22 protein-coding genes and 1 other annotated feature are annotated in these 25,325 nt (G+C 28.7%); of the genes, 5 read left to right on the forward strand and 17 right to left on the reverse strand.

Annotation, left to right across the window (positions count from 1 at the left end; all coding sequences use genetic code 11):
• Positions 1-3: 3 nt before the first annotated feature.
• Entirely contained in the window at positions 4-693 is a 690-nt protein-coding gene (locus BR66_RS0108050) for a cyclic nucleotide-binding domain-containing protein (protein ID WP_026882460.1), read from the reverse strand.
• Positions 694-824: 131 nt separating this feature from the next.
• On the opposite strand from BR66_RS0108050, the gene BR66_RS0108055 reads away from it, so the two are divergent.
• Entirely contained in the window at positions 825-1,517 is a 693-nt protein-coding gene (locus BR66_RS0108055) for a YjjG family noncanonical pyrimidine nucleotidase (RefSeq protein WP_026882461.1), read from the forward strand.
• A 343-nt stretch (positions 1,518-1,860) separates the two neighbouring features.
• Here the strand turns inward: BR66_RS0108055 and BR66_RS0108060 are convergent, their stop codons facing one another.
• The 4 genes from BR66_RS0108060 to BR66_RS0108075 all read right to left on the reverse strand — a co-directional run bounded on the left by BR66_RS0108060 (position 1,861) and on the right by BR66_RS0108075 (position 7,623).
• Positions 1,861-4,218: an AAA family ATPase gene (locus BR66_RS0108060; RefSeq protein ID WP_026882462.1), complete on the reverse strand. Its 2,358-nt coding sequence runs from the start codon at positions 4,216-4,218 to the stop codon at positions 1,861-1,863.
• 1 nt (position 4,219) lies between these two features.
• A complete protein-coding gene (locus BR66_RS0108065) occupies positions 4,220-4,912 on the reverse strand; it encodes an ABC-three component system middle component 1 (RefSeq protein ID WP_026882463.1) in 693 nt (230 codons plus the stop codon).
• Entirely contained in the window at positions 4,905-6,323 is a 1,419-nt protein-coding gene (locus tag BR66_RS0108070) for an ABC-three component system protein (RefSeq protein WP_026882464.1), read from the reverse strand. Before BR66_RS0108070 ends, BR66_RS0108065 begins: the two co-directional genes overlap by 8 nt.
• A gap of 367 nt (positions 6,324-6,690) precedes the next feature.
• The gene (locus BR66_RS0108075; protein WP_026882465.1) at positions 6,691-7,623 is read right to left on the reverse strand and encodes a hypothetical protein; all 933 of its coding nucleotides are present in this window, start codon (positions 7,621-7,623) and stop codon (positions 6,691-6,693) included.
• Positions 7,624-7,831: 208 nt separating this feature from the next.
• On the opposite strand from BR66_RS0108075, the gene BR66_RS0108080 reads away from it, so the two are divergent.
• Positions 7,832-8,479, forward strand: a complete 648-nt coding sequence (locus tag BR66_RS0108080; protein WP_026882466.1) for a hypothetical protein — start codon at positions 7,832-7,834, stop codon at positions 8,477-8,479.
• A 285-nt stretch (positions 8,480-8,764) separates the two neighbouring features.
• Here BR66_RS0108080 and BR66_RS0108085 read toward each other — a convergent pair whose 3' ends face one another.
• The 8 genes from BR66_RS0108085 to BR66_RS0108120 all read right to left on the reverse strand — a co-directional run bounded on the left by BR66_RS0108085 (position 8,765) and on the right by BR66_RS0108120 (position 20,640).
• A complete protein-coding gene (locus BR66_RS0108085) occupies positions 8,765-11,656 on the reverse strand; it encodes a hypothetical protein (protein WP_156946254.1) in 2,892 nt (963 codons plus the stop codon).
• 197 nt (positions 11,657-11,853) lie between these two features.
• The gene (locus BR66_RS0108090) at positions 11,854-12,276 is read right to left on the reverse strand and encodes a hypothetical protein (RefSeq protein ID WP_026882468.1); all 423 of its coding nucleotides are present in this window, start codon (positions 12,274-12,276) and stop codon (positions 11,854-11,856) included.
• Positions 12,277-13,142: 866 nt separating this feature from the next.
• Positions 13,143-13,340, reverse strand: a complete 198-nt coding sequence (locus tag BR66_RS25640; protein ID WP_156946256.1) for a hypothetical protein — start codon at positions 13,338-13,340, stop codon at positions 13,143-13,145.
• Complete coding sequence (locus BR66_RS0108100; protein ID WP_026882469.1) at positions 13,333-13,626, reverse strand: AAA family ATPase; 294 nt, start codon at positions 13,624-13,626, stop codon at positions 13,333-13,335. Before BR66_RS0108100 ends, BR66_RS25640 begins: the two co-directional genes overlap by 8 nt.
• A 223-nt stretch (positions 13,627-13,849) precedes the next feature.
• Positions 13,850-14,110 carry a hypothetical protein gene (locus tag BR66_RS25645; protein ID WP_156946257.1) on the reverse strand — a complete coding sequence of 87 codons (261 nt, stop codon included), beginning with the start codon at positions 14,108-14,110 and terminating at the stop codon, positions 13,850-13,852.
• Between the two features lie 12 nt (positions 14,111-14,122).
• The gene (gene metG / locus BR66_RS0108110) at positions 14,123-16,090 is read right to left on the reverse strand and encodes a methionine--tRNA ligase (protein WP_278246804.1); all 1,968 of its coding nucleotides are present in this window, start codon (positions 16,088-16,090) and stop codon (positions 14,123-14,125) included.
• Positions 16,091-16,136: 46 nt separating this feature from the next.
• Positions 16,137-16,383: a binding site (T-box leader), on the reverse strand.
• 16 nt (positions 16,384-16,399) lie between these two features.
• The gene (gene nudC / locus BR66_RS23420; protein WP_051624146.1) at positions 16,400-17,287 is read right to left on the reverse strand and encodes an NAD(+) diphosphatase; all 888 of its coding nucleotides are present in this window, start codon (positions 17,285-17,287) and stop codon (positions 16,400-16,402) included.
• Between the two features lie 86 nt (positions 17,288-17,373).
• Positions 17,374-20,640 (reverse strand): SNF2 helicase associated domain-containing protein, encoded by a 3,267-nt coding sequence (locus BR66_RS0108120; RefSeq protein ID WP_026882472.1) that lies wholly within the window; start codon positions 20,638-20,640, stop codon positions 17,374-17,376.
• A 217-nt stretch (positions 20,641-20,857) separates the two neighbouring features.
• Between BR66_RS0108120 and BR66_RS0108125 the strand changes: the two genes are divergently transcribed.
• Positions 20,858-21,955, forward strand: coding sequence for a tetratricopeptide repeat protein (locus tag BR66_RS0108125; RefSeq protein WP_026882473.1), 1,098 nt, complete (start codon positions 20,858-20,860; stop codon positions 21,953-21,955).
• Here BR66_RS0108125 and BR66_RS0108130 read toward each other — a convergent pair.
• The 4 genes from BR66_RS0108130 to BR66_RS0108145 all read right to left on the reverse strand — a co-directional run bounded on the left by BR66_RS0108130 (position 21,952) and on the right by BR66_RS0108145 (position 24,661).
• Positions 21,952-22,470, reverse strand: a complete 519-nt coding sequence (locus tag BR66_RS0108130; protein WP_026882474.1) for a spore maturation protein — start codon at positions 22,468-22,470, stop codon at positions 21,952-21,954. The genes BR66_RS0108125 and BR66_RS0108130 overlap by 4 nt on opposite strands.
• 14 nt (positions 22,471-22,484) lie before the next feature.
• Complete coding sequence (locus BR66_RS0108135) at positions 22,485-23,060, reverse strand: nucleoside recognition domain-containing protein (protein WP_026882475.1); 576 nt, start codon at positions 23,058-23,060, stop codon at positions 22,485-22,487.
• Positions 23,061-23,214: 154 nt separating this feature from the next.
• On the reverse strand, positions 23,215-24,066 hold the full coding sequence (locus BR66_RS0108140) for a L,D-transpeptidase family protein (RefSeq protein WP_026882476.1): 852 nt from the start codon (positions 24,064-24,066) through the stop codon (positions 23,215-23,217).
• Positions 24,067-24,409: 343 nt separating this feature from the next.
• A complete protein-coding gene (locus BR66_RS0108145; protein ID WP_035795760.1) occupies positions 24,410-24,661 on the reverse strand; it encodes a YciI family protein in 252 nt (83 codons plus the stop codon).
• Positions 24,662-24,867: 206 nt separating this feature from the next.
• On the opposite strand from BR66_RS0108145, the gene BR66_RS0108150 reads away from it, so the two are divergent.
• A complete protein-coding gene (locus BR66_RS0108150; RefSeq protein WP_026882478.1) occupies positions 24,868-25,107 on the forward strand; it encodes a hypothetical protein in 240 nt (79 codons plus the stop codon).
• A 12-nt stretch (positions 25,108-25,119) separates the two neighbouring features.
• Entirely contained in the window at positions 25,120-25,305 is a 186-nt protein-coding gene (locus BR66_RS0108155; RefSeq protein ID WP_026882479.1) for a hypothetical protein, read from the forward strand.
• The last annotated feature ends 20 nt before the right edge of the window (positions 25,306-25,325 follow it).

Raw genomic sequence — 25,325 nt, forward strand, 5'->3', positions numbered from 1 at the left:
AAGCTATAGAGATTTTATATACAAATTTATAGCTAATCCCCGAAGCCTATTTTCATCTAATATATATACTGTTTTATTATTGCATTTTATAATTGATTTTTCTTCAAGTTCTTTTAAAGTCCTGTTTAAATGCCTATAGGTTGTTCCTAAAAATTGAGCAATCTCTAGGAATGATGAATTTAAAACTATACAGTTTTTATCTATTAAATGCTCAATTAAATAACTGGATAATCTATTTATAAGAGGATATACAAAATTGTAGGAACTATTATTAATAGTTGCATAAAGTTTTTCGCTTAAGGACTCTACTAAGTGTCGTAAAAACTTAGAATCATCCAAATATGATTTTCTAAGTATATCTGAAGAGATGGCTATTAAATAGGTATCTTCCGTTGCTTCAATATCACAGGTTATAGGTCGTTTTTTTAAAAGTTCTAGGTCTCCTATAGTATTAAATGCTTTATAAAACTTTAATAACATTGATTTACCATTTTCAAAGGGATATGAAATTTTAATTTTCCCATCCACAAGCAAATAATAATATTTTAGGTTAGTACCAGCTTTGAAAATACGCTCATCTTTTTCATAAAAATGAAGTTCCATAAGATCAATTAAGTCTTTATCAAATATATTTTCTATATTATACTTATCAATATAGTTGCTTAAAAGATCGTTATCCAAAATTTTTTTCATAGTTCCTCCTCAACATGACATGTGTCATGTTCAAACTGTTATAAATATATTATTATATTTATAAAGAGTTGTAAAGCAAAGGAAGGAGTTCATAGATATATATAAATCTTCTCTTATAATTGGGGGTAAATATGAAATACGAAATAATATTATTTGATGCAGATGACACTTTATTTGATTTTAAAAAATCTGAAAGACAAGCCTTTAAGAATACTATGCTGGAATTTAATATAGAATATGATGAAAATTATCACTTAAATATATATCAAACCATAAATACAGCTATATGGAAAGATTTTGAGGAGGGACATATTACTCAGGCCAAACTAAAGGTGGAAAGATTCAGAAGATTATCAGATAGTTTAAATGTAAGCTTTGATGAAAATAAATTTGCTAAAGCTTATATGAATCATTTATCAAATGCTTCATTTTTATTTGAGGATAGTCTGGAACTTATAAAAAGTTTACATGAAAATTATAGACTAGCTATAGTTAGCAATGGACTTAAAGAAGTACAAAATAAAAGAATAAGAAAATCTACTATATCAAAATATTTTGAAGATATAGTGGTATCTGACGAGGTTAAGGTATCAAAGCCTGATCCCAAAATATTTGAATATGCCTTAAACAATATAAAGCATACTGACAAAAGCAAAGTATTGATTGTAGGGGATAGCCTAACATCTGATATACAAGGTGGAATAAATTTTGGCATAGATACATGTTGGTATAATCCTAAAAAAATGGATAATAAAATAGGAATAATTCCTACTTATGAGATTTCTAATTTAATTGAACTTAAGCATACCCTTAAAAATGCTTAGTGTCTAGACACTAAGCATTTTTTATATATCAATATTTTTTAAAGTAAGCACATATTTTTACAAGGTATTACACCCATTAAAGCTAGCAACATCAACTACAGATTATATGGATAATGGGTAGTCGCATTAGGCTTTCTTAATCCCATTATTAATTTAAGTATTATGTCATAATTTATGAACATTCCAGATTAATATAGGTGCTAAGTATATTTATTATTTTCTTTAAACATTACAATTACAAATTAAAATGTCAATTATTGAAGACACACTTAATTTACTCTGGTTACATCCTATTTGTTTAATATTATGACATAACAGCATTATAATTAATTAACACTTTTTATTAAACTTTTAATTCTTCTTTTACATTATATCTTATTGTCTTTAAATTAAATTTTTCAAACTTATATCTAATATATCTTGAAATACGTTCATCATGTGTAGAAAGTATTATTTGAGATTTTCCAAATTCATTTCTTAACAGCTCTACAAATGAGCTCATATTTATATCATCCATACTTTGAAGCGGATCATCAATTAATAAAGCATTAAAACTATTGTTAGAGAATACTTTATTTAAAGATAGCATAATGGCTAATATTACTCCTGACAATTGACCCGAACTAAATTTATTAAGCAAATCATGTTTAGATTCATTACTGTTAACAAATTTCAATCTAAATTGCTGTTCTCCACTTTCACTTCTTATAAATACTCCTAATCCACATTGATAATCTTGTATTATTTTACCACTATATATGTATAACGGTATTTGAAGTATTTTAATAATATTATCTGAATAATTATCAATACATTTTTTATATATTAAAGCTATATTTTTGCACTTATTGTATTCATCATTCAATCTCAAGTACTTCTTTTTTAGTAATTCTTTTTCTTTTATTTTTTTACTTCGTCTAAGATTTTCTTGCCTATTACATGTGTCCTCTATATATAATTTTTTATTAATTATATCCATAATAGTTAAACTTGTGACTCTTTCAATATTACTGTCAAAAATATTAGAAAAAGTTATATCAATTTCTTTTTTATTAACAAAAATATCTTCATTTTCTAATTTTCTTTTTTTAGATTTTAATTCATCCTTCAATAAATTCAAGTTATTTTCTTCTTTTTCCTTATTATATTTTTTTCTATCCAATGCATATTTTTTCAAATTTATATTATTGCCATTACAAAACTGATTGAAATTATTTATCCTTATCTCATTTAAGTTGGCTAAATCCAATAGCTTCTTATAATCTATGTCTATATCTTTCTTATTTATTTCTTTCTCCATAAATTCTACTATTGGAGTTATAAATTCTTCCTTAGTTTTTTTTATTAATTGATCTAAATTCTTAATACTATTATCAAGTTGATTAGAAAAATATTTTTCTTTCTCCAGTATCGTATCAGCTAATTTAGTATCTAATTTAGTATAATCATATCCACATAGCGGGCATATATCCTGTTCTTTATTTTTTAAATTATACTTTTCATATTCTTTTTGTAGATTTTTTCTGATAGAATTAATGTTTATTATTAATGAATCCAACTGACTTGCATTTTTATTACTAGTTCCAATATTTAAAATATCAGCATAAAATTTGTCTATATCAAATTCCTTTTTCAAATTCCTTTTCAAATCACTATCTTCTTGTAAGATTTCTTGTATAGATGCATAATCATCTAATTTTAGAAATTTAACAAATCTCTTATAAGAATTGCATAACTTTATATCTTTCATTATTTGACTATATTCTAGTAATTCTCCCTTAAGTATAAAGCTTCCCCTTAGTACATCTTCTTGCGCTGTTTTCAAAGCAAAATCTATCTTATTATTGTAAGAAATTGATTCGTAATCTTTTAGATTTTCTCTTAATAATTTTATTCTACCTAATTCCATTATTGATTTATGTAAAGTATTATCATATAATTCCAATGATTTATTATCCCATATAATGCTTTTGTCTTTTATAAGTCTTTTATATTCTACATCCATAACTTCTTTATCTTTTATTGTAATTATTTCCTTATTCAGCTTAGAAATTTCTCCGCCTTGTCCATCTTTTCCACCAATTTCTTTTCTTTTTGAATTAAGTTTATCTCTTAATTTAAGCATTTTACTTTGTTCCTTACATTCCTTCTCCATATTAAATAGAGTATTTAATATTTCTTTTCTTTTATATTCATTCTCCTTTAAAAAAAATAATGTTTCTTCTTGTTGTATATAATATATTAAATTATAAATATCTTCATCAGGATATAATCCCAATATATCATTGATATATTGTTGTGTAATTTCTTTTCCTTTATATTCTTCAAAATTACTTAATTTATATGTAGTAAATCTATCTTTCAAATCACTTATCTTTCCTATATTCCTTGGATCTTCTATTTTTCTTTCTACTATGAATTTTTCTTCATCTTCATTAATAAATTCACCTTTTAATATAATAGGCTTATTCTTATTATATGCGAATACTACGGGCTTATCTCCATCCTTATACTCTGTATTAAAAACTTTGTCTAAATTTCTACTTCCTTTTACTAATATTTCTATTGCATCAAATATACTAGTTTTCCCATATCCGTTTGGACCATCTAATACAACTAAATCACATTTAGAAAAATCAACTATTTTTTTATCTTCAATTAACTTAAAATTATTAATTTCTAATCTATTAATAGAATACACTTTACTCACTCTCCTTTATTTCTAAAAGCATCCTTTCTATATAACGATCAATATCATTTTCATCTAAAGATATAATCTTTTTATGATAATCTAATAATGTATCGTCATTTTCTTTATCTTGTACCTCTTTAATTTCTTCTATAATATTATCTTCCAAATTGATTATTTCTTTTTTACTAAATATATCTCCACAAGACAAATGTGGAATTTTTATGTATATCTTCAAAATCAAGCTATAATATGATACCTCATTGCTTACTTTAAATTTTTCAAATTTATCCTTATCATTAAGGTTTTTCTCCATGAAATTTATTATATTATCAAATTCTTTTAATTTATTATAAAAACTATTAACTTCATCATTTATATAAGTAATTACGTATTTTTTAAAAAAGTATTTATCTTCTTCTAAATCTAGAATTTCTTCTTGAATATTATTCTTTTCACTATTTTCATTTAATTTAATCAATACGATAAATGAAGTATTCTTTTTTATTTCACTTCCATTTTCTAACCCAGTTATATAATCATATAACTTATTTTGGTCTTCATATACTTTTTCTTTAAATTCCTTAATACCATTATAATTTTTGTATACATAAAACATACGTTTTTTATTATTAATTGCAAAATTATTTTCTTTATCTATAATAAATTCTGTTAGTTTAAGTAAATCACTTATAATATTAATCATTATTTATTTCCTCCGTTACCATTTCAATATCTTTAAACCTGATTTGATTAACTAAATAACTCTTACCATTATATTCTTCTTGTTTTTTTGCAAGTATATCATCAACTTCATCCACATCATTTATTGATTCTAATAAATTTTCACTAACTAGATTTTCAGTTATGAACACATTATCTTCAAATAATTCATTTAATAAAAATTCATTATTGATTATTGCTTTCTTATATCTTTCAATTGCACTTTTCTTTAATCCATCTGAACATACATTTATTGTAGTTGGTAAATAACTTAATGCAGCTTTATCATACTTAACAACAGTGTCACTAATAAGTACCTCCTTTTCTATATAGCTAATAATTGTTTTATACAAAAAGTATAGTCCCTCTTCTTTTACAAAATTTCTTCCATCATACTCCCAATCTTTAATTAAAACATGTGGATTAAATTTCATTATTATTTTTTCCAAATCCTCAAGATCAATATTTAATAAATGTTCGATTACTTTATATATTTTGCATTCAAAATATTCTACACTGCATTCTTCTTTCATATCACAAAAATAGCTACAATAATTATCTATGCTAATGCTACAATAAATATCTTTTATTTTTGATAGATGAAACAACCTATCTCTATCTAAATACCTCGTATCCAATAGATTTTTTATGTCTTCTACTGCAAAATATTCTTTAACCTCACCTACATGTCTTTTTTTTATATACTCATCCATGTAACATACTAATTTATTATATGCAACATCAATGTTTCCAAGTTTTTCATTCTGTTTCGTATATAATAAGTATTTTTTTATTTCATCCTCTATATATACATTTATATCCTCTAATGTACAAAACTTATCATTTTTATCTCCATACTTGTAGAGAATTATACTGTTAATCTTGTGACTCTCATTATATTTTGATTGATTATATTTAATTTCATCTTGTATTTTATTTGTTTTTTCATCTTTTTCTTTAATAGTTTTGGCATCTGTTAAGTTACTTTTTTCTTCTTCTATTAAATTAATTTCACCAATACCTTTCTCAATTTTAGATTTATATAAATCTTTATATTTTTCTTCACCCCAATCTTTAATATTAACTACAGTATGCAAAAATATATCAGCATTTGGACTTTTTATCTTTTCATCGTATAGCTTTTCTATTGCTTCTAGATAATTATTCATATATATATCATATTTTCTAGCTTTTACTTGATGAAAAGATATATACTCATCTTCTTTTTTTATAGCTAAATCTTCACGGCATTCTACCTCAATAAAATATTTTCCTATATCCATACCTATTGGATTCTTAACACATTTATTAATTAATTGCAATGCAATATAAATAGTTATCTTTCCCTGGTACTGGTACCCACTCCAACTAGAACTAGCATCACATACACTCATTTTTCTACCTCCTTTTGTATATATTTACATTTTATATCAATTTATGAATAATTCATATAGCAATATATATGATTATTTTGTATAAATAAAAAACTATAACCCATATTTATACTCAAAACATGGGTTATAGTTTTTATAAGCAAAACAAATAATATAAGGATTTATCCTATTTTAGTAAATGTTCGCATTTACTTATGGTACGGTTCACCATATCAGTTGCAAGGGATAACCTTTTTATTATCTGACCTACAAATTATAAGCTATCACTTAAATATCTTTAATTGAATTTTTAAGAATAGTTCGCGTTATCGTTATTAGGAATGTCAACAATTCGTCCATTAATCGTTTATATGACCTAGATTCATTTTTATGCATATGTATCTATTTCATATGCATTTGCATCGATTTTCTTTACAAAATCCGAGTTATTTACATCTCCATATTTGCTATTTATATCATCAAGTTTTGTTACTACATTTTTATAAAAATTATTTTCAGCATTTTTTATTCCATCTAAAACTTGATCAAAATTTATATTGTCACTAAGCTTAAGTGCATTTGAAAATACTTCAGTATTTAAAGTAATGCCATTACTTTCAAAAGATTTGTAAGAATTTTCACTGTTATTAGCGTTAATATCACTTGAAAGTTGCATAGTATTTACATCTTTATTATTAACACTAAACAGTTGATCAAAATTCATATTATTACTAGCTTTTAATCCAAATTGTTCTACTGAATCAACTGCAATACTGTTAATATTTACATTAGTTTCAGCATTAAGAGATTCAAATAGTTTATTTACACTAGGTTTAATATTATTTATATATTTATCCATATCAGAAATAGCATTTGATGATGTAAAGTCCATTATAAGTACCTTTTCAAAATTTTCTCCAGTTTGAAGTGTTTTTTCAAGCGACTTTTTATCATCATCACTTAAAGTATTGATATTAGTATTACTTTTAATGAACCCTAAATCTTGAAGTGATTTTACATCGTCATCACTTAAGGTATTATTTTGAAGTTTTTGAGAAAGATTAGAATACGTTTCATAGGTTTTAGTTGTAGTTGATAAACTTTTAAAATAATCTTCTATTGGTTGATACAAATCATCTATTGAAGATACAGTAGATAAAACATGTGATTTTGAAGGTTTATTTAAAATTTCATTTATTCTTTTCATTTCTGTATTTACTTTTATTTTGTTTTTTGAAACAATATTTTTTTGTATTTTGGTGTTTAATTTATTTTGACTTGTGATTATTGAAGTTTTAGCAAAAATATTATTAATTTGCATTACTACTATTCCTCCTATTTATTTGTAAATTTAATTAAAAGCTTCTATTTTGTTATCGTAACTTTCATCCTAATATTTACACTAAATTGAAAATTACCACTTTTACATTGAATTTTTAGTATCTTATATAAAAATTTTACTTTTAGTTTAATTGTAGTATAATATGAATATTATTACAATTTTTAATTTGAGGGGGAATTTTAGTATTATGAAGTTAAAAAAAGGATTTTTGAGTTTATTAATTGCTACAGTTTTAGCATCATCAGCTTTAATAGTTCCATCAATTAGCGTTTATGCTGCAACTAAGCCTAAGACATTATCAGCATCTGCAACTACTAGTAATATTGAGATTATTAAAGAAGTAGGACTTGTACATGATATTGTACATAACGTATATGTTTACGCAGGATTAGCAAATGTTACAGGAAATTCTGGAACTTACACAGAAGGAATCCTAATTACACTTGATACAAATGGTAATATTCTAACGTCTGCATTAGCTCCTCATATGGATCAATTTCAATCAATCGTAACTGATGAAAAAGGAGATGTTGTTATTGGTTCATGTTACAATGAATATACTTCTGTGCCAGGAGCTAATGCTCAACCAATTCCAGAGTATATGGCAACATATAACTATGTATACACAACCAGTGATGGTGGAATGACATGGTCACAAACAGCATCAGGTGATAGAATGGTTGATTTTAATACTGGCATGTATTATACAGGTTATGATGGTACAATGTATTTAGGAAGAACACAATCTATAACTTATTCTGAAAACCAATTTATAGCAACAGGTGAGTATGGATCAAAATATTATTCTACAAACGGATATAATTGGCATCAATAAGTATTAGGACAAGTCTTCGGGGTTTATATATCAAGCGAACAGAACCGAAAACTCCCTTAAGAATATTATATTATGGTATACACCATGCATCTTAATTTGATACATGGTGTATTTCCAGTATGGTTGATATTATCCATAAGTTTTATTATTTAATGCCAACTTCACCCTACTATTTTTAACAAAACGCCTCCTTTACTTGTGGTATGGTTCACCGTACCGCATCAAAGTGCGTTTTTCTAAATTAGTAATAAACTCTATTTCTACTTAAAGCATATTTTCGTAAATCTAAATAATATTTTCTCTAAGAATATAGCCGACAGTAGAACCTTTTTCTATTAGGAAATTTAGTACAACTAGAATTTTCTGCTTTAACCGTTTGTTCTTCTTAATCCCTTCTCGCTCTTTGTAAATATATTTTCTTACCAAATTTTCTATATAATAAGAAGTATTCCTTTCCAGCTTTAAAGTCTCGTATTCTGAATGCTTTGATAACATATTAGATATCCATATTAGTCCATCAGCGACAAATTGACTCCCAATATCATTCAACAGTTTAGATATGGAATATAGGACTGAAGCATGCTGCCCCATCTGCTCAGATACCTCCCTTATCAATCTCATGTTTGTTGATTTCAATGAATACCACTCTTTAGTAGTATCGTTCCATCGTGTTTGTGCAAATAAGTAACTTTTAATAATTTTATCTACATCCCTTTTATTTGTTCCGTTAACAGTCACTTCAATCATTTTGTCTTTGAACTGATTCCAAACTAACCAAAAATTATCATAGATATGCAATCTATCTTCAGCATAAATAAATTCTTGAAACATCTCTGCAATTGGTTCTGATGAATTGAAATTATCTATAAATGGTTGCATCAATTTGGGTACTTCACTACTTTCTGAATACAAAACAAGGTAAGCATATTTCTTCAAAAATTCATTACGTACTATGTAATCAACCTTATCACCATCTCTACTTTTCGTTAGCTCTCTTGCAAACACAGATATTATTTCATAAGCAATAGTAATCTGTTCTCTATGTTCTAACTTACTAGGCATCATTTTTAGAGCATTTGATAATATAAACAAATCAAGCTCTTGAATATTACCTGAATCTGAAATAGATAACTCGTTATCAACCATCTTATTGAGATTCATCTCATTTTCAGCTAGAAATCTGTTCAACAATTCTCCTAAATCAGGTTTGTAATTTCCGTTTTCAAAGCCCCCTTTTGGAATTTCACTTATTAACTCATTATATTTGTGCTCGAATTCTAGGTAGCCTAATAGTAATGAATGCGCATCATCAAATTCTTTTTCCCACATTTGATGAATTGCTGTCATAGAAAAAATATTGAATCTTTCAGTTGATATCATTCCCCCAACAGATTCATCCTTAAACAATATAAGTAAAAGCAATAATTTTATTATTTTCTTTTCCTCAGGATATAACTTCATCAGTTTTGGTAATGAATCAATTGCCTCCTGCACACCATCCCCTACTTGGTAGAAATAGTTAGGCTGTACACAGGATATCACTTTACCAATTATAACGTCCTTGCAAAATTTTTTATCTTCATCATTCAATTTATCGATATAATGCTCAACTAACACCGCACATACACATGATGGTATTGGGTAATTAAATAAATGGGATCTCTCATTTTCAGCGTGTGTTGTTTGAGTAAGATCTGGGTTGTAAGGCTCGTTAAGTCTTTCTAATATTTGCCTAACTTCATCTAATGCATTTTGTGGATTGCTATCATATTGCTCATATTTCTTTGATTTTTCATCATTTTTGAATTTGAAATCAGCCCATAACTTCAATGGAACATATCGCATATGTTCGTCATATGTCTTTTGCTTTTCCTCTCTAAACTTATCAATTTTGGGTTCTATCTCTGGCTTAAACTGAATTAGAATGCCCCCATCAGTATCTTCAGCATTGATTTTCATCTTCCGTCTATCCATTCTTGCTAAAAACAATCTCCAAGTCTTATCAGTTTCATCCTGTTCAGATTCTGGTGGTAGTTTATTATAATAATTATCTAAAATTTCCCATATAATTTCCTGACGCTTCTTCGCCTCATCATCTACAGATTCTTGTATTGAAAATACTTGATAGTTTAGACAGAGACTTTCTAAACTCCACTTACGATGCTTATCTTCACAAGTCCTTAACCTCTCATTATCATATATATTATTTTTGCTTACACCTAAGTTTTGTCCTATCGAATATAGTGTTTTAGCACTTTGTTCTGAAGCCAATCTATGAGTATCACGGATAATGAATTCTCTAGTTCTAAATAAAATTTTGGCAGTATCAAATGTTTTTTCTGGAAATGCCAAAACAACACTTGCCACTACAGATGAAATTGAGGCACTCTCAGAAAATTCGAGTAGATAATTTAACCAACTTACTAACACTTCGACTTCCGTTATCCCTGCTATTTCAAGAAGAAACTTTTCCAAAGCCATGTGAATAGATTGCAACAAGTTCGGACTTACAGGCGAACTTGTCCCTCTGTAAATCTCCCACAAGCACTGACTAATGTACTGTTTTTTCTGATTTTTGTCATTTAACTTAACTTCAACTTCGGTTATGTTATCAAGTCTTGAATCTAGATTTGAAGAAGCATACTTATTTACAGCTTTATTTGTAAAACTTACTATGAAATCCATAGTTGCTTTTGGTTCAATCTTAAGCAACCAGTAAATAGGGCTTTGATAAGCACTCGCAGGGTGATAATCTCCATAGTATTTTTCTATACCAAAATCATGTTCGACATCATCTCTCATATTCGAAAGCAAATGGTTTTTTTGGGGTGTATAAGTCCAAAAAAAATCAGCTAATTCTAAAATTTCATTTGGTAATACTCTACAGACAGGTAAACCATCAAGCTTAGTCAAGATGAACTTTGCTAAATCATAATATGGGCATCTATGATTCTTCCATTCATTGCATAGTATTTCAGTTATAACATCCTTCAATTCACTTCTCAATTCATAAGAACCATTTATAATTGTCTTGAAAATAGTTTCTAGTGTATCATCTCGTGAATAGTAAATATCCCCTTGAATAGTCTCCTGATAAAACTTCAGTGCAATAAGTCCAGCATATCTAGTAGTATTCCCGCTTTTTATTTTGCCGTTCCAATCGTCAATTAAAGGCAAAACAAAATTAATATTTTCAATCCCAATTTTCTCTATGTTATTGTAAACAAATTCGATTAATGACTCCCAGCCGATTCCTTTTGGCTTGGTTAAGATGTGTTGGAGAGTAAAGAGATTTATATCTTTTACTCCTAATTGCTTGAAAAATTCATCATCAACTTCCTTGCATGCAATCCTTAAAATAAATGTTAATCTTTTCAATAATCTACACTTGTTTGACAATAACTCATTCTTAAAAACTTCAAAAAATATTCTTGAATAATCTGAAAGTAAAACTGAAGCGAATAACTCATCTTTCCAAAACGGCTCAATCTCATTATTCTTAATAGTATCTTCAATTCGTTAAAAGAGATATGAGTGTTTATGTGTTTTAATAGATTCTCGCTATGCTTTTGCATTTCTTCTAATGTAGAAAATAGGCTTTTTTCAAATGTAAAAAAGTGCTTCGAAATAATATCATTTTTTACTATAACAAATTCAGATTCAAAGAAACTAGCTAATTTCCACTCTAAACAAATATCTAGTCCTTTTGCTAGCTTTTCAACATCATTTAGTCCTTGAGGCATCTGCCCTTTATTTTGTCCCCACTCCTGATTAGAGTATATATACAACTTATTCACGTTAGGATAATCTCTTTTTAGTTTATTTAATGTATCCTCTAAATCTTTTTTATGATTTGAAAGCGATGTTTCATAAAATTTTGCTTGCCATGCAACTACATCACCATTGACCTCACTCGGATTTGTTTCTATAGCTCACTGGTTTTTATATCTAAATATCCCATACTCTATATTAAATTCTTTACAGAATAGCAAGTAATAAAACCATTCAAAATTATTCTGAGGATTTTCACTAAATTTTGCTTTAAAGACATCCCAATTTGGTTTAACCATATATTTCACCCCTTCTATATTATTAACTTGACAAGCAAAATGTAAATTCAAGCTTACTTTAATATACACAGACATCTGATTATTATGTTTCATGTTAAAAATATAAATTTCTTTACATTCCACTACGTTAGTCATTCATGCCCAGTAATCATCTAAATATGTAATTCCCATATTTAGTATTTAAATGTTTTTTATCTAGTCTAATGAAGTTCACCTTATAGACATTATAAGAATCAAAAAAAAGTAATTAAACTCATTTAAAACTTATCTGATTCTATATTCAACATATTTTATCAATATATGTTTATTTTACCTATAATGTTTCTTTTTATCATCTATTTTAAATATTATCCTCTTGAGTAAATTTACTCGAAAGATAATACTAATTTACATCTTTTCTATGTGAGTTTTACAATACACCAAATCAACATTATAAATCATTACTACATTCTCAGCCTTTATTTCCCTATCTATAAAAACTGGATATACTCAATTCCCTGAGTATATCCAGTTATATATTTTAATAATCCCTATCTAAGCTCACTTCTAAATATGGAGCTTCCCTGATATAGTTACAGAACCGTCCCTCTGCTTTAAATATATCGTCTCCATTTTGATTTAAACAAGATTAATCTTCTATACTTATCTAACCTGTCTAATTTTTCGCATTGATAAGCAAAAATATTGGTGAATACATTTCGTAGTATATTTATTTCAATTTTAGTTCCCTCAACTATAAACAGAACTTTTCCTATACGCTTGTTTTCATCTAATATATTAATCTTACTCATTCACATACACTGGCATTTCACCAAATATCCCGTTAACATACATTTTCTCGATATTTTGTGCTTCTCTTGGCTTTTCATTTGAAAATCTATTTATGCAACTCCCATCGTTGCCATGAAATTCAACTGCATATTCTTGATCCGGTCTAAAAATATTATTAGATAATAAATTAGTTGAATGTGATACGATAAATATCTGAGCATTTGTTGAGGTTTCCATAAAATAACTAATTAATAATTCTTCTAATTGGTTGTGAAAAGCACTACTAAATTCATCAATAATTAACATTCCAAGTTCATATTAAAAAACCTAGAAACTATAAAGCTCCTAGGTTTTCTGTATATCAAAAAGTTTTTAATTTTTATTAAATATCTAGTTTTTGAAAAACAAAATATCCCAAAAAACAGAACAGTACACTATAATAGAAAAAGAAAGACTTACGCCTTGAATTGGCACTCCGCTAGATATATAGGTTGAAAAATTTGTGACTGCCAGTGGGAGAAATTTCCCCCTACGTGAAAATTGCAGCTAATACTTCTATAATTCCTGCGCCAACAAGAACCAAAAATAATGAAAATCCTGTTGCTATAGAACGAGATCTAGATACTGCTGAAATAACAAAGGCTACTATTATATATACAATAGCTTCAAGAAAATCAAGACCAAATATTAATAACGTTTTTAATGCGGCAGGAGCATAAACTATTTGCTGATTTATAGTTACTAAAACAAAAACTGGATATACTGAGCGTTCCCAGTATATCCAGTTCAATTTTAATTATCCTTATCTTACCTGACTTCCAGTAGGAAGCTGCCCTGGTATAGTTACAGCGAAGAGTTTGCTATCGTCATCTGTAGCTGCTGCTAGTATCATTCCTTGAGAAATTTCTCCTCTTAATTTTACAGGTTTTAAATTTGCAACTAGAACTACATATTTACCAATAAGATCTTCTGGTTTATAATATTTTGCAATTCCCGAAATAACCTGTCTTTCTTCTCCTGCTAAATCAATCTTTAGCTTTAAAAGCTTGTTGGATTTTTTAACAGGCTCACATGCAAGTACTTTTACAACCCTTAAATCTAGTTTATCAAATTCATCTATAGTTATTTCATCTTTTATTGGCTGGACGCTAGCTTGCTGAGTTGCCTTTAATTGGTCTTCTCTTATTTTATTAAGCATTTCAAGCTTTTCATCTACGTCTATTCTTGGGAATATTACATCACCTTTTTCAAGTTTTGATCCTATTTTTGTACCATCAAAAGATTTTAAACTATCCCAAGTTGTTATATGAATGTTAAGCTGTTTGTTTATCTTGCCACTTGTTTCTGGTAAAAATGCTGATAAAAGCACCGAAACTATTCTAAGACTTTCAAGCAAATTATATAATACTGTGCCCAGTCTTGCCTTTTTACTTTCATCCTTTGCAAGTATCCAAGGCGTGGTTTCATCTATATATTTGTTTGATCTTCTTATAAGATTCCAAATTTCATCTAGTGCTTCAGGTATTTTTAGATTATCAATATTTTTTTCTACCTTTTTAGGTGCTTCAAGTGCCAATTTTATAAGTTCTTTATCTACAGGTTCTGCGTCAGATGGTCCAGGTATAATTCCATCAAAATACTTTTCTACCATTGCTGCTGTTCTTGACACAAGGTTTCCAAGATCATTTGCAAGATCTGAATTTACTTTTTTTATAAAGATTTCATTATTGAAAACTCCGTCAGAACCAAAAGGAATTTCATGTAGTAAATAATATCTTACTGGATCTGCTCCAAATTCATTTATTAATACCACGGGATCAACTACATTGCCTTTAGATTTTGACATTTTTCCACCATCAACTAAAAGCCATCCATGACCAAATACTTGTTTAGGTAATTCAATGCCAAGTGCCATTAATATTATTGGCCAATAGATTGTATGAAATCTCAATATATCTTTTCCTATTAGATGAACATCACAAGGCCAATATTTTTTAAATAATTCATCGTTTTCGCTACCATATCCTAGTGCTGTAATATAGTTTAAAAGAGCGTCTATCCAAACATAAATTACATGTTTATTATCAAAAGGCGCCCTTATTCCCCAGTCAAAAGTGGTTCTAGAAATACATAAATCTTCAAGACCTGGTCTTAGGAAATTATTCAGCATTTCATTTTTTCTTGATTCCGGTTGAATGAAACTAGGATGATCTTCTATATATTTTATAAGTCTATCTGCATATTTTGTTGTTTTAAAGAAGTATGCCTCTTCTTTTGCCATTTCAACTGGTCTTCCACAGTCCGGACATTTTCCGTCTACAAGTTGTGTTTCTGTCCAAAAGGATTCGCAAGGTGTACAGTACCAACCTTCATAGGCTCCTTTATACACATCTCCCTGCTCATATAATTTTTGAACTATATTTTGTACAGATTTTTCATGATACTCATCAGTAGTTCTTATAAACTTATCATAACTTATATTCATCATTTTCCATAAGTCTTTTATACCTGATACTATTTCATCTACATAGGCTTTAGGGGTAACGCCTTTTTCCTCAGCTTTTCTCTGTATCTTTTGACCATGTTCATCTGATCCTGTAAGAAGCATTACGTCATAGCCTGAAAGTCTTTTAAATCTTGCAATAGCATCTGCTGCAACTGTTGTATAGGTATTTCCTATATGAAGCTTTTCAGATGGATAATAAATTGGGGTTGTAATATAATATTTTTTCTTTTCACTCATTGTTTTGTTCCTCCTAGTATATTGTATATTTTTTTAAAACAAAAAAGCCTCTAAACAAAAGCATATGCTTTTATTTAGAGGCGAACTAACGCGTTACCACTCTATTTCATTTTTGCTTTAAAGCAAAAATCTCACTAAGTGACTCCTTAAAATAATTTCATCACTTTGCACTGTAACGTGTGCTTACGTGATATCTTAATTTTACTTCAGATATCCTACTCTGGGGCCATGTTCATAAACTTCTTTGTCACCGACTTTCACCTATTTCGGCTCTCTTTTATGACATTTTCATCTATTACTCTTCCCATCATTGCATTTTAAACTTCAATCTTCATGTTATAACTTTTCACTATTATTGTCAATATGTTCTGTAATATTTTTTTGAGAATAATCATGGATGTACCAGTCTATTATCTTTCTTGCAATGCTAATTTTAGTTGGTAATTCCGGGAGATTCTCAGCATCATACCACCCTGCTTCTGTTATCTCAACCCCATCAACTAATATTTCCCCACTGTCATATTCAGCTACGTACCCAATCATCATTGAATTTGGAAATGGCCAAGGCTGACTTCCAAAATATTTTATGTTTTTAACCTTTATACCTACCTCTTCCATTATCTCTCTCTGGACACATTCTTCCAGAGTTTCTCCTGGTTCAAGGAATCCTGCAATAAGGCTATACATGTTTTCTGTAAAACTGCTATTATGTGCCATAAGAATCTTATTACCCTTTAGCACTGCTGTTATTACTGCTGGACAAATCTGTGTATAATTTATTAGCCCACATTTTGGACAACGTTTTGCTCTCTCACCTTGAATAGTAACTGTTTCAGTTCCACAGCCACCACAATACTTATGGTTTTTGTCCCAATTCACTATTTGCAGTGCTTTTCCTGCCAAAATAAATATATCTTCCTCTAATTGCCCATATAATGACCTTAAATCTGTAAAACACATACCATCTTGATCCGCTGACTCCTCGGAAACCTCTAAAGCATAGGATGGTTGTCCCTCTAAAGTACCAAGATATTGCTGAGTCCCTAGGGGAACTATATTTAATTCTTCTATAGTTTTTACAAAAGGAATACTAACACCATCCTTTTGGATATTTACTAGAAGTTTATTGGAACTGAACACAAACCAATATGTATTACTAATGCCTTCCTGCTCACATACAGTAGCAGGGATATATCTTTTATAAATACTTTCTGCTGATTTCATGAAATTTTACCCTATTTAACCTTTCTATAGATACTTGTTCTAATTAAAATTTTTTATAGTTTATGTCCAATTAGGAATATTTAATATTAATTACTAAATATCCCTTTAATATCATCTTCCGTCATCTTTAGTATAACGGATTCATCTATATTATCCATTTTCATAACACTATTTATAATTTTTCTCTTTTTATCTTGAATTTCATATATTTTTTCTTCAATTGTACCTCTTGTTATAAGTTTTATTATCTCTACCGTTTTTTTCTGTCCAATCCTATGTGCTCTATCTGAAGCCTGTTGCTCAACAGCTGGATTCCACCAAGGATCATAGTGAATAACAATATCTGCTCCGGTCAAGTTAAGTCCAGTACCACCAGCTTTTAAAGATATAAGGAATATTTTTCCTTCACCTTCATTAAACTGTTTAACTAGTTCTCCTCGTTTCTCCATTTTTGTTTTCCCATCCAGATACATATAGTCAATTTTCTTTTTCTCAAGATGTTCGCTTATGTTTTTAAGTAAACTTGTAAATTGTGAGAATAAAAGGATTCTATGGTCCGTTCCTATATTTTCCTCAATTATACTATCAAGTGCCATAAGCTTGCCGTTTTCTCCTTCAAAATTTTCAATAAAAATAGAAGGATCACAACAAATTTGTCTTAGTCTTGTAATCACAGATAAAATAATCAACCTGCTTTTATCAAAACCTTTTTCTTTTATATTTTTATTTATTTCCATCTTTGCATTGGCTAGATACGCAGCATATACTTTTTTCTGCTCATCACCCATTTCAACGATTATCTTATGTTCAATTTTAGGTGGAAGCTCCTTAACAACTTGACTTTTAAGTCGTCTTAATATAAATGGTCTAACATGTTTATTAAGGTCATTTAAGGCTTTATTATCATTTGATTTTGCAATTGGCTGTTCATACTTTTTAACAAATTTCCCATGTGACATAAGATATCCTGGCATAATAAAATCAAATATTGACCATAACTCCGTAAGTGAATTTTCAATGGGAGTTCCGGTAAGTGCAAAATATGACTTTGCCTTAATAGCTTTAACAGACCTTGCGTTTATGGAACTTGGATTTTTTATCTGTTGAGCTTCATCTAAGATGCAATATTTAAAATTCACATCACTATAATCTTCTATATCCCTTCTTATTAGTGGATATGAAGTTATAAGAAGATCATAACTTCTGTACCCTTTTATTAATTCTTCTCTTTCCTGCCTTGAACCATTTATTATTAATACCTTTAAACTTGGATAAAACTTTTGGGTTTCTTCATACCAATTGTAAACTAAAGAAGTAGGTGCTATAACAATACTAGTGCCCTTCTCTTCGCTTGCCTCTGAAGCTAAAATACCTATAACCTGAAGTGTTTTACCAAGTCCCATTTCATCTGCAAGGATTCCCCCAAAGCCACATATGGACATAGCCTTAAGCCATTTAAATCCTATTCTTTGATATTTTCTCATGGTTTTTTCAAGAACCTTTGGTAATGCAAAATCTGCATTTTGCACATCTTTTATATTATTTACAAGGTCATTAAATTTCTTATTTCTTTTAAAATAATCCATATTAAAAAGCCTTATATTTTCTTCTATATAAAGGGAACTATATTTTGGTATAACTATATTGCCTTTTTCTAAATCGGAATCATTTATGTCTAGATACTCTAGCATATTACCTACAGCTTCTAAGTCTGGTGAATCAAGTGGTACAAATCCACCTTTTTTTAATCTATAATACTTTTTCTTCTGCTTTAAAGCTTCAAATATATTTTTTAATTCACTTTTATCTACGCCTTCAATTTCAAAATTAAACTCTAGTAAATCGCTATCATTCAATCTAATTCCACCACTATAATATGAGGTGCCATATATTTTGAAATTTTTAAAAGAACTAGAATAATATATCTCACATATATCTTGTATTTCACCTATGCCAGTGTATAAAAAGTCCACTATATTTTCTTCATCATTATTGATGAAATCATCGCCGTATTTTTGGAATTTATATGTTCTAAATAAATTGGTTACATTTAGTTCTGTTTGTATGTCTCTTACTAAAACAGTGTCTTCTTTTCTTGTTTCTTCTTTTCTAAGTGGATTTATTTGAATGTCTCCATAACAAAATTTCACAGTGGCTATTACCATGTCATCAGCTTTATCCAAATATATCTTTGTATTTAAAGGTTCTTCATAAAATTTATCTTCTAAATTTTTATCTATAGTTAAATTGTCTGTAATTTTTTTAAGACTAGGTATTATATAAGAAGCTATTGCCTCACTATCTTCTACCTCAAATTTTATAACACTTTCTTTTTCCCTTAGAAATGCATTATAAAATGGTATAAACAGTCTTTTATTTTCTATCTCAATCCTATATATATCACCTTCATAAAACAAATATTCAGCATCTTCTGTAATAGGATAGGTTTTGCCGCCAATTTGACGTAATTGTATTTCATTTTTCTCTTGCATTAATTCAAATTTTAATGGCATTTTGCCTTGAAGGACCCCTATGTTTTTATAATTTTGTCCTTTAATCCCAACATTTATCTTTCTATCTCCAATAATTTTAAGAAATCTTTTTACTTTAACATCTGTAAGATAAACCTTTTTACCATATAATAGTTTATCTGTGCTGACTGTATTAAATTTAAATCCAGAATTTCTTTCCTCATCTTCGTAAATTTCTTCAATTATATTCATAATTTCTTTATCTTCATTTTTAAAATAATGAATCATTGGATTATACACAAACCCTTTTCCAAATTCGATTTGGCTACTCTTTCCAAGATAAGACATTATAAATTCTTTCATATTTTTAACTACATATAACTTTTCCTCACCTATTTTAAGTTCTAGGCTGGAACCTTTACTGGACCATGGGCTAATATCTAGCTTTATATCCATAATTAAAGGTTTTAACGGTTGTTCTTTTTTAATCATACCCTGCTTAACTTCATTTAAAAGTTTTTCTACTTTCATGGAATGGAAATTTATACTAGCTATATTTTCTTCATCTCTTATATATTTAAACATGGATGCTGCAACGTGTGGACATATTCTTTCATTCAAATAATAGTTACGAAAGCCTCCACATTGACACTTTACACTGGTTACCCCTGTTTTGTCATTAAACACTATTTCGTTTAATAAACTTTGGTCTTCGTCTTCTACCAAGGAGTTTATTCTCGTCTCATTTAGTTTAAGTTCTTTATTATAATTTTTTGTAATATTTATCCTCTTAACTTTTCCTTCTTTATAACTATTTTCAGCGACTCCATAGGTAATTTCATCCGCCCAGTATTTTATAGTTTCTTCTTTTATATCAAACACTAGCTTCACCCACCTCTATCTACATTTATTAAATTTCTGACAGGCTTCGCATTCCTTTTTACTTTATTCAATGAAAAGAAAACCATCACCTTATGCTTTTTACCTATTCTATGATACCACAAAACCCATAGGTTTTTATACTATGTTAACGGTTTATTGATAATACTTTACTTATAATATATAATATAGTCATTAAAAATAATAAGAGGTGTACTAAATGAAAAAGAAATATGTAGCTATGTTTTTTCTTGCACTATTAATAATATTCTCCACCTCTGGTTGTCAAAGCAGTAGTAACAAATATATCGCAACTGCAGATGCCCTATTTAATGCTAAAAAATATTCGGAGGCAATAGTATATTATGATAAGGCAATTAAAAGCTATGGTCATAATCCAGAAGCATATACTGGTAAAGGTTATTCTTATTACATGATGAAAGACTATGATAATGCATTAACTAACTTTAATCATTCAATAAGTTTGGATTCCAAATATATTAAGGCTTATTTGTACAATTCTTACGCATTAAGCATGGAAAATAAATACGGAGATGCTATTACAACCTTAAACAAGGCACTTAAAATAGCACCAAACAATGCAGATCTTCTCGATGAAAAAGGTTATGCTTCTATGCTTATTGCAAAATATGATGATGCTGCTACTTGTCTTGATAAGGCCATTAAATTAAATCCAAAACTTGCTGATGCTTATGCTAACCGAGGTATGTTATATGCTAGGCTCAATAATCTGGATGAAACAAATAAATATTATGCAATAGCATTTAAACTGTCACCTAACAATGGTGATTTTTATAATCAGTATAGTTTAGCTTTAAGACACCTTGGAAAAGATGATGATGCTATTAATGCCTTAAATAAAGCTATATCCATAAATCCAAAGAACGCTGTTTATTATTTTGATAAGGGTACAATTTTAAAAGAGACTGGATCTTACAATGCTGCAATTAAAGAGTTTGATACTGCAATTAATCTTAATGCTAAATATTCAAATCCAATTATAAGCAAAGGAAGTTGTCTTGCTTCGCTTGATGATTATAACAATGCCATAAAAGAATTTGATAAAGCAATAAAAATAGACCCAGGTAATAGTTATGCTTATAATGATAAAGGCTGTTCACTTTACAAGCTTAACAAACTTGATGATGCATTAAAAAATTTCAATGCATCCATACAACTTAATCCAACCTTCTATGAGGTATATGTCAATAAAAGTAATGTACTCACAGCCCAAGGAAAGATAAAAGAAACTACCGATTGTCTAAATCTTGCCCAAAAATACAGAAAAAATAACTAAGATATAAACTTTGCAGATATAACAGCCATAATTATAGCTGTTATATCTGCAAATACTGCTGCAAAAATTGTGTGTCTAACTTTTTTTATATTTGCAGCACCATAATATACAGTTATAGTATAAAATATTGTTTCTGTAGAACCCATCATTATAGACGCCACTAAACCTATATAACTATCTGCTCCATAAGTTTTTAAGGTTTCTGCAAATATCCCCATGGCCCCGCTACCTGATAATGGTTTTACCATGGCAAGTGGCACAAGTTCTGGTGGAAGCCCAATTAAACCTACAACCGGTTTAGCAAGCTTTATTAAATAATCCATGGCCTTAGATTCCCTAAAAACACTAACTGCTACAAGCATAGCAAGTAAATATGGAAATATTTTTATACATATTTTTATTCCATCCTTTGCACCTTCTACAAAGCATTCATATACTTTTACTCCTTTAACCATGCCATGTAGTATTACAGAGCCTATTATTATTGGAATTATTGACTTTATAACATAATTCAATACTTAGCACCACCTTAAAAATATCGTTCTAAAATAGAGCAATATATCATGCCCATAATAGCCGCTACCCCCGTAGTTATTATGGCAGGTATTATAATTATTCCAGGATTATTTGAACCACAAGCTGCCCTTATGGATATAACTGAGGTTGGCACAAACTGTATACATGCAGCATTTAACACTAAAAATCTAGCCATATCATTTGTTGCTGTGCCTTTATTTGTATTAACTTTTTCCATGGCATCCATGGTTTTTATTCCAAAAGGAGTGGCCGCATTTGATAAACCCATCATATTAGATGTTAAATTCATAATCATTGGTTCCATAACTGAAGGATTTTTTGAGCTCTCTTTAAAGAGAATTTTTAATAAGGGTTTTAAAAATTTAGATATTTTATATGTAAGACCACTTTTTTCAGCTATTTTCATTACTCCACACCAGAGACACATAAGTCCTAATAGTTGTATTATGAGCTCTACTGTTGAGCCTGTGGAATTAACAATAGCTTTGGACACAATTTCTCCCCTCCCAGTTATTATGCCAAAAACTATTCCTATAATTATAATAAAAAACCAAATATAATTTATCATAATAATCACCTCTCTTATTTATATAAACAAGCTGCGATTAAAATTACTAAAATAAAAAATACTGAAAAAATAAAGCAGCCACATTATGAATTAATTATCCATAATGTGGCTGCTTTATTTTTCTTCGCTACCTTTACTTATATCTTCTAACTTGTCACTGTATCCATATTCCCGAACCTATTGGTACATTATCATAAATATATTTTGCATTTTCTAGAGCAAGTCTTACACATCCATGGGATACTCCATTCCCTAATGTTCCATCTACCAAATTTCCATTTTTATCGAATAAAACGCTATGAAATAAATAATTGCCTTGTATTTGTGTAAAATATTTACATACTATTCCGTTTGGAGTTGAAAACTGTGGACCCTTATTTCCTACAAAAAAATTTCCAGTTATTGTTGGTGTACCCGATGTGCCTGATGAACACGAAAATTCATCTATTAACTTCCAATTTCGATTTGTACCATTAAAAATATAAACTGTCTGCTGCGCTATACTAACCCTAATCAAATAATTAGTATAAGTTGGTAAATCTACCGCATTAACTATACTTTCATAATTCGCAGCATTTGTAACATCACTTTCACTTAATGCAGGCTCAGCATGCGGAATATACATAACATCCGCTGTAGGTTTCTCATTCAAATCCTTTAATGTATCTCCTTCTACTACTCCACTGGTTGAAAGTCCATGCCTGTGTTGAAAATCCATTACAGCATAAATGGTTTCTTCCCCAAATTGTGAATCTGTTCCCACGTGATATCCAAAAGTATTAATCTTTTTTTGAATATTCTTTACGTCGTCTCCCTTATCTCCTTCTTTAAGCACTGTTCTTGGTGCTGGCGCTGGAGTTTTTGGCTTAGACTGTTTCTTATTTGTACTAGCGATATAATATTTTTTGTTATTTTTTTGCGCTTTATCAGATGAATTTGCACAGGAAGAAAAACCCAAAATAAACACTAGACTCATAAGCAAGATAACTACATTATGTCGTCTCATTAACATCCCATCCTTCTATTACTTTATAACACTTTAATTATACTTCTAAATCTATATTATTTTACACTTTATATTAAATAAATTTTAATTATATTAATGCAAAAAAAAAGAACACCAATGAGAAACGGATGTCCAATATAAAAGTTACGGATAAAAATCACAAATTATAATTTACAGTTCCCAATTTATATAGTACAAGCTATAAATCACAATGCATGGGTTGCATGTTACAGTCCCCTGTAATTGTTGAAAATATTTATATTTTGTCGATTAATGTAACAATCTCATTTATTTTATTTACTTTTCGTCATAATTCCCAAAAATATTTATTAAATATTTACCTTTAAAGGTTCTGTGGTAATATAACCACGTCATATCTCATGTTGGCATTCTCTATTAGTGGTTTTCCTTCTGTAATTTGTCTTACTTCTTCTAAACTCTTAGCCTTAAATACCATTGACCCGCCATTTTTGTTATAAAAACCACCAGCAATTAAGTACTTATTTGCATTAATTTCACCATTTCTTATCTTTGTGCTCTTCAAGTTGTCCACGTTAGCATTATTGTAGCTAATCCTCACAAAAATATTATTCATACTATTTTCCTCCAGAGAAATTTATTTTAAATACCAATTAATATCAATAGTCGTTCGAACCTTTGTTCGTATTTTTATTGTACAGAACATTTGTTCGTGTGTCAACATGTATTTTATGATTTTATAAAAATGTATGATATAATACAACTTGTACTAAATTTATATTTATGCTTAAATTATTGTATATAGAAATTTGGAGGAAAATCATGATATTAACCGATATAATGAAATATATTGAAAGTGAATATAACATTATTAATAGCACCCCTTGTGAAGTTTGCGGTGGTGATTACGAAGCAGAACAATTGGAAATACTTTTAATAGATAACGTTCCTTTTGACGTTTGTGAGTGTTTATGTTCTGAGTGTGGTCACGAAAAAACTTTTGAATTTTATGCACCATTTCTAAATGAAAAACCTTTAAAAAATAAAAAAAATTTGAATTGAAGGAGCTCGATTATGGACAAGAAAAATATAGAATTAGCAACTAAGCAAATAGATGAGGCCTTAAATACTGTAAAATCTATGGAAAACGACCTAGATAAAAACCAACTGTCTGGGGAAAATATAAAAAAGCAATTCCTATTCTTATCAACTAAAGTAAGTGAACTAGAAAATATTTTAATTAATGAAGGAATTTTATAAATTATTGTAGGTGAATAATA

The organism is Clostridium akagii DSM 12554, from assembly GCF_000686725.1.
Lineage (GTDB): Bacteria > Bacillota > Clostridia > Clostridiales > Clostridiaceae > Clostridium_I > Clostridium_I akagii.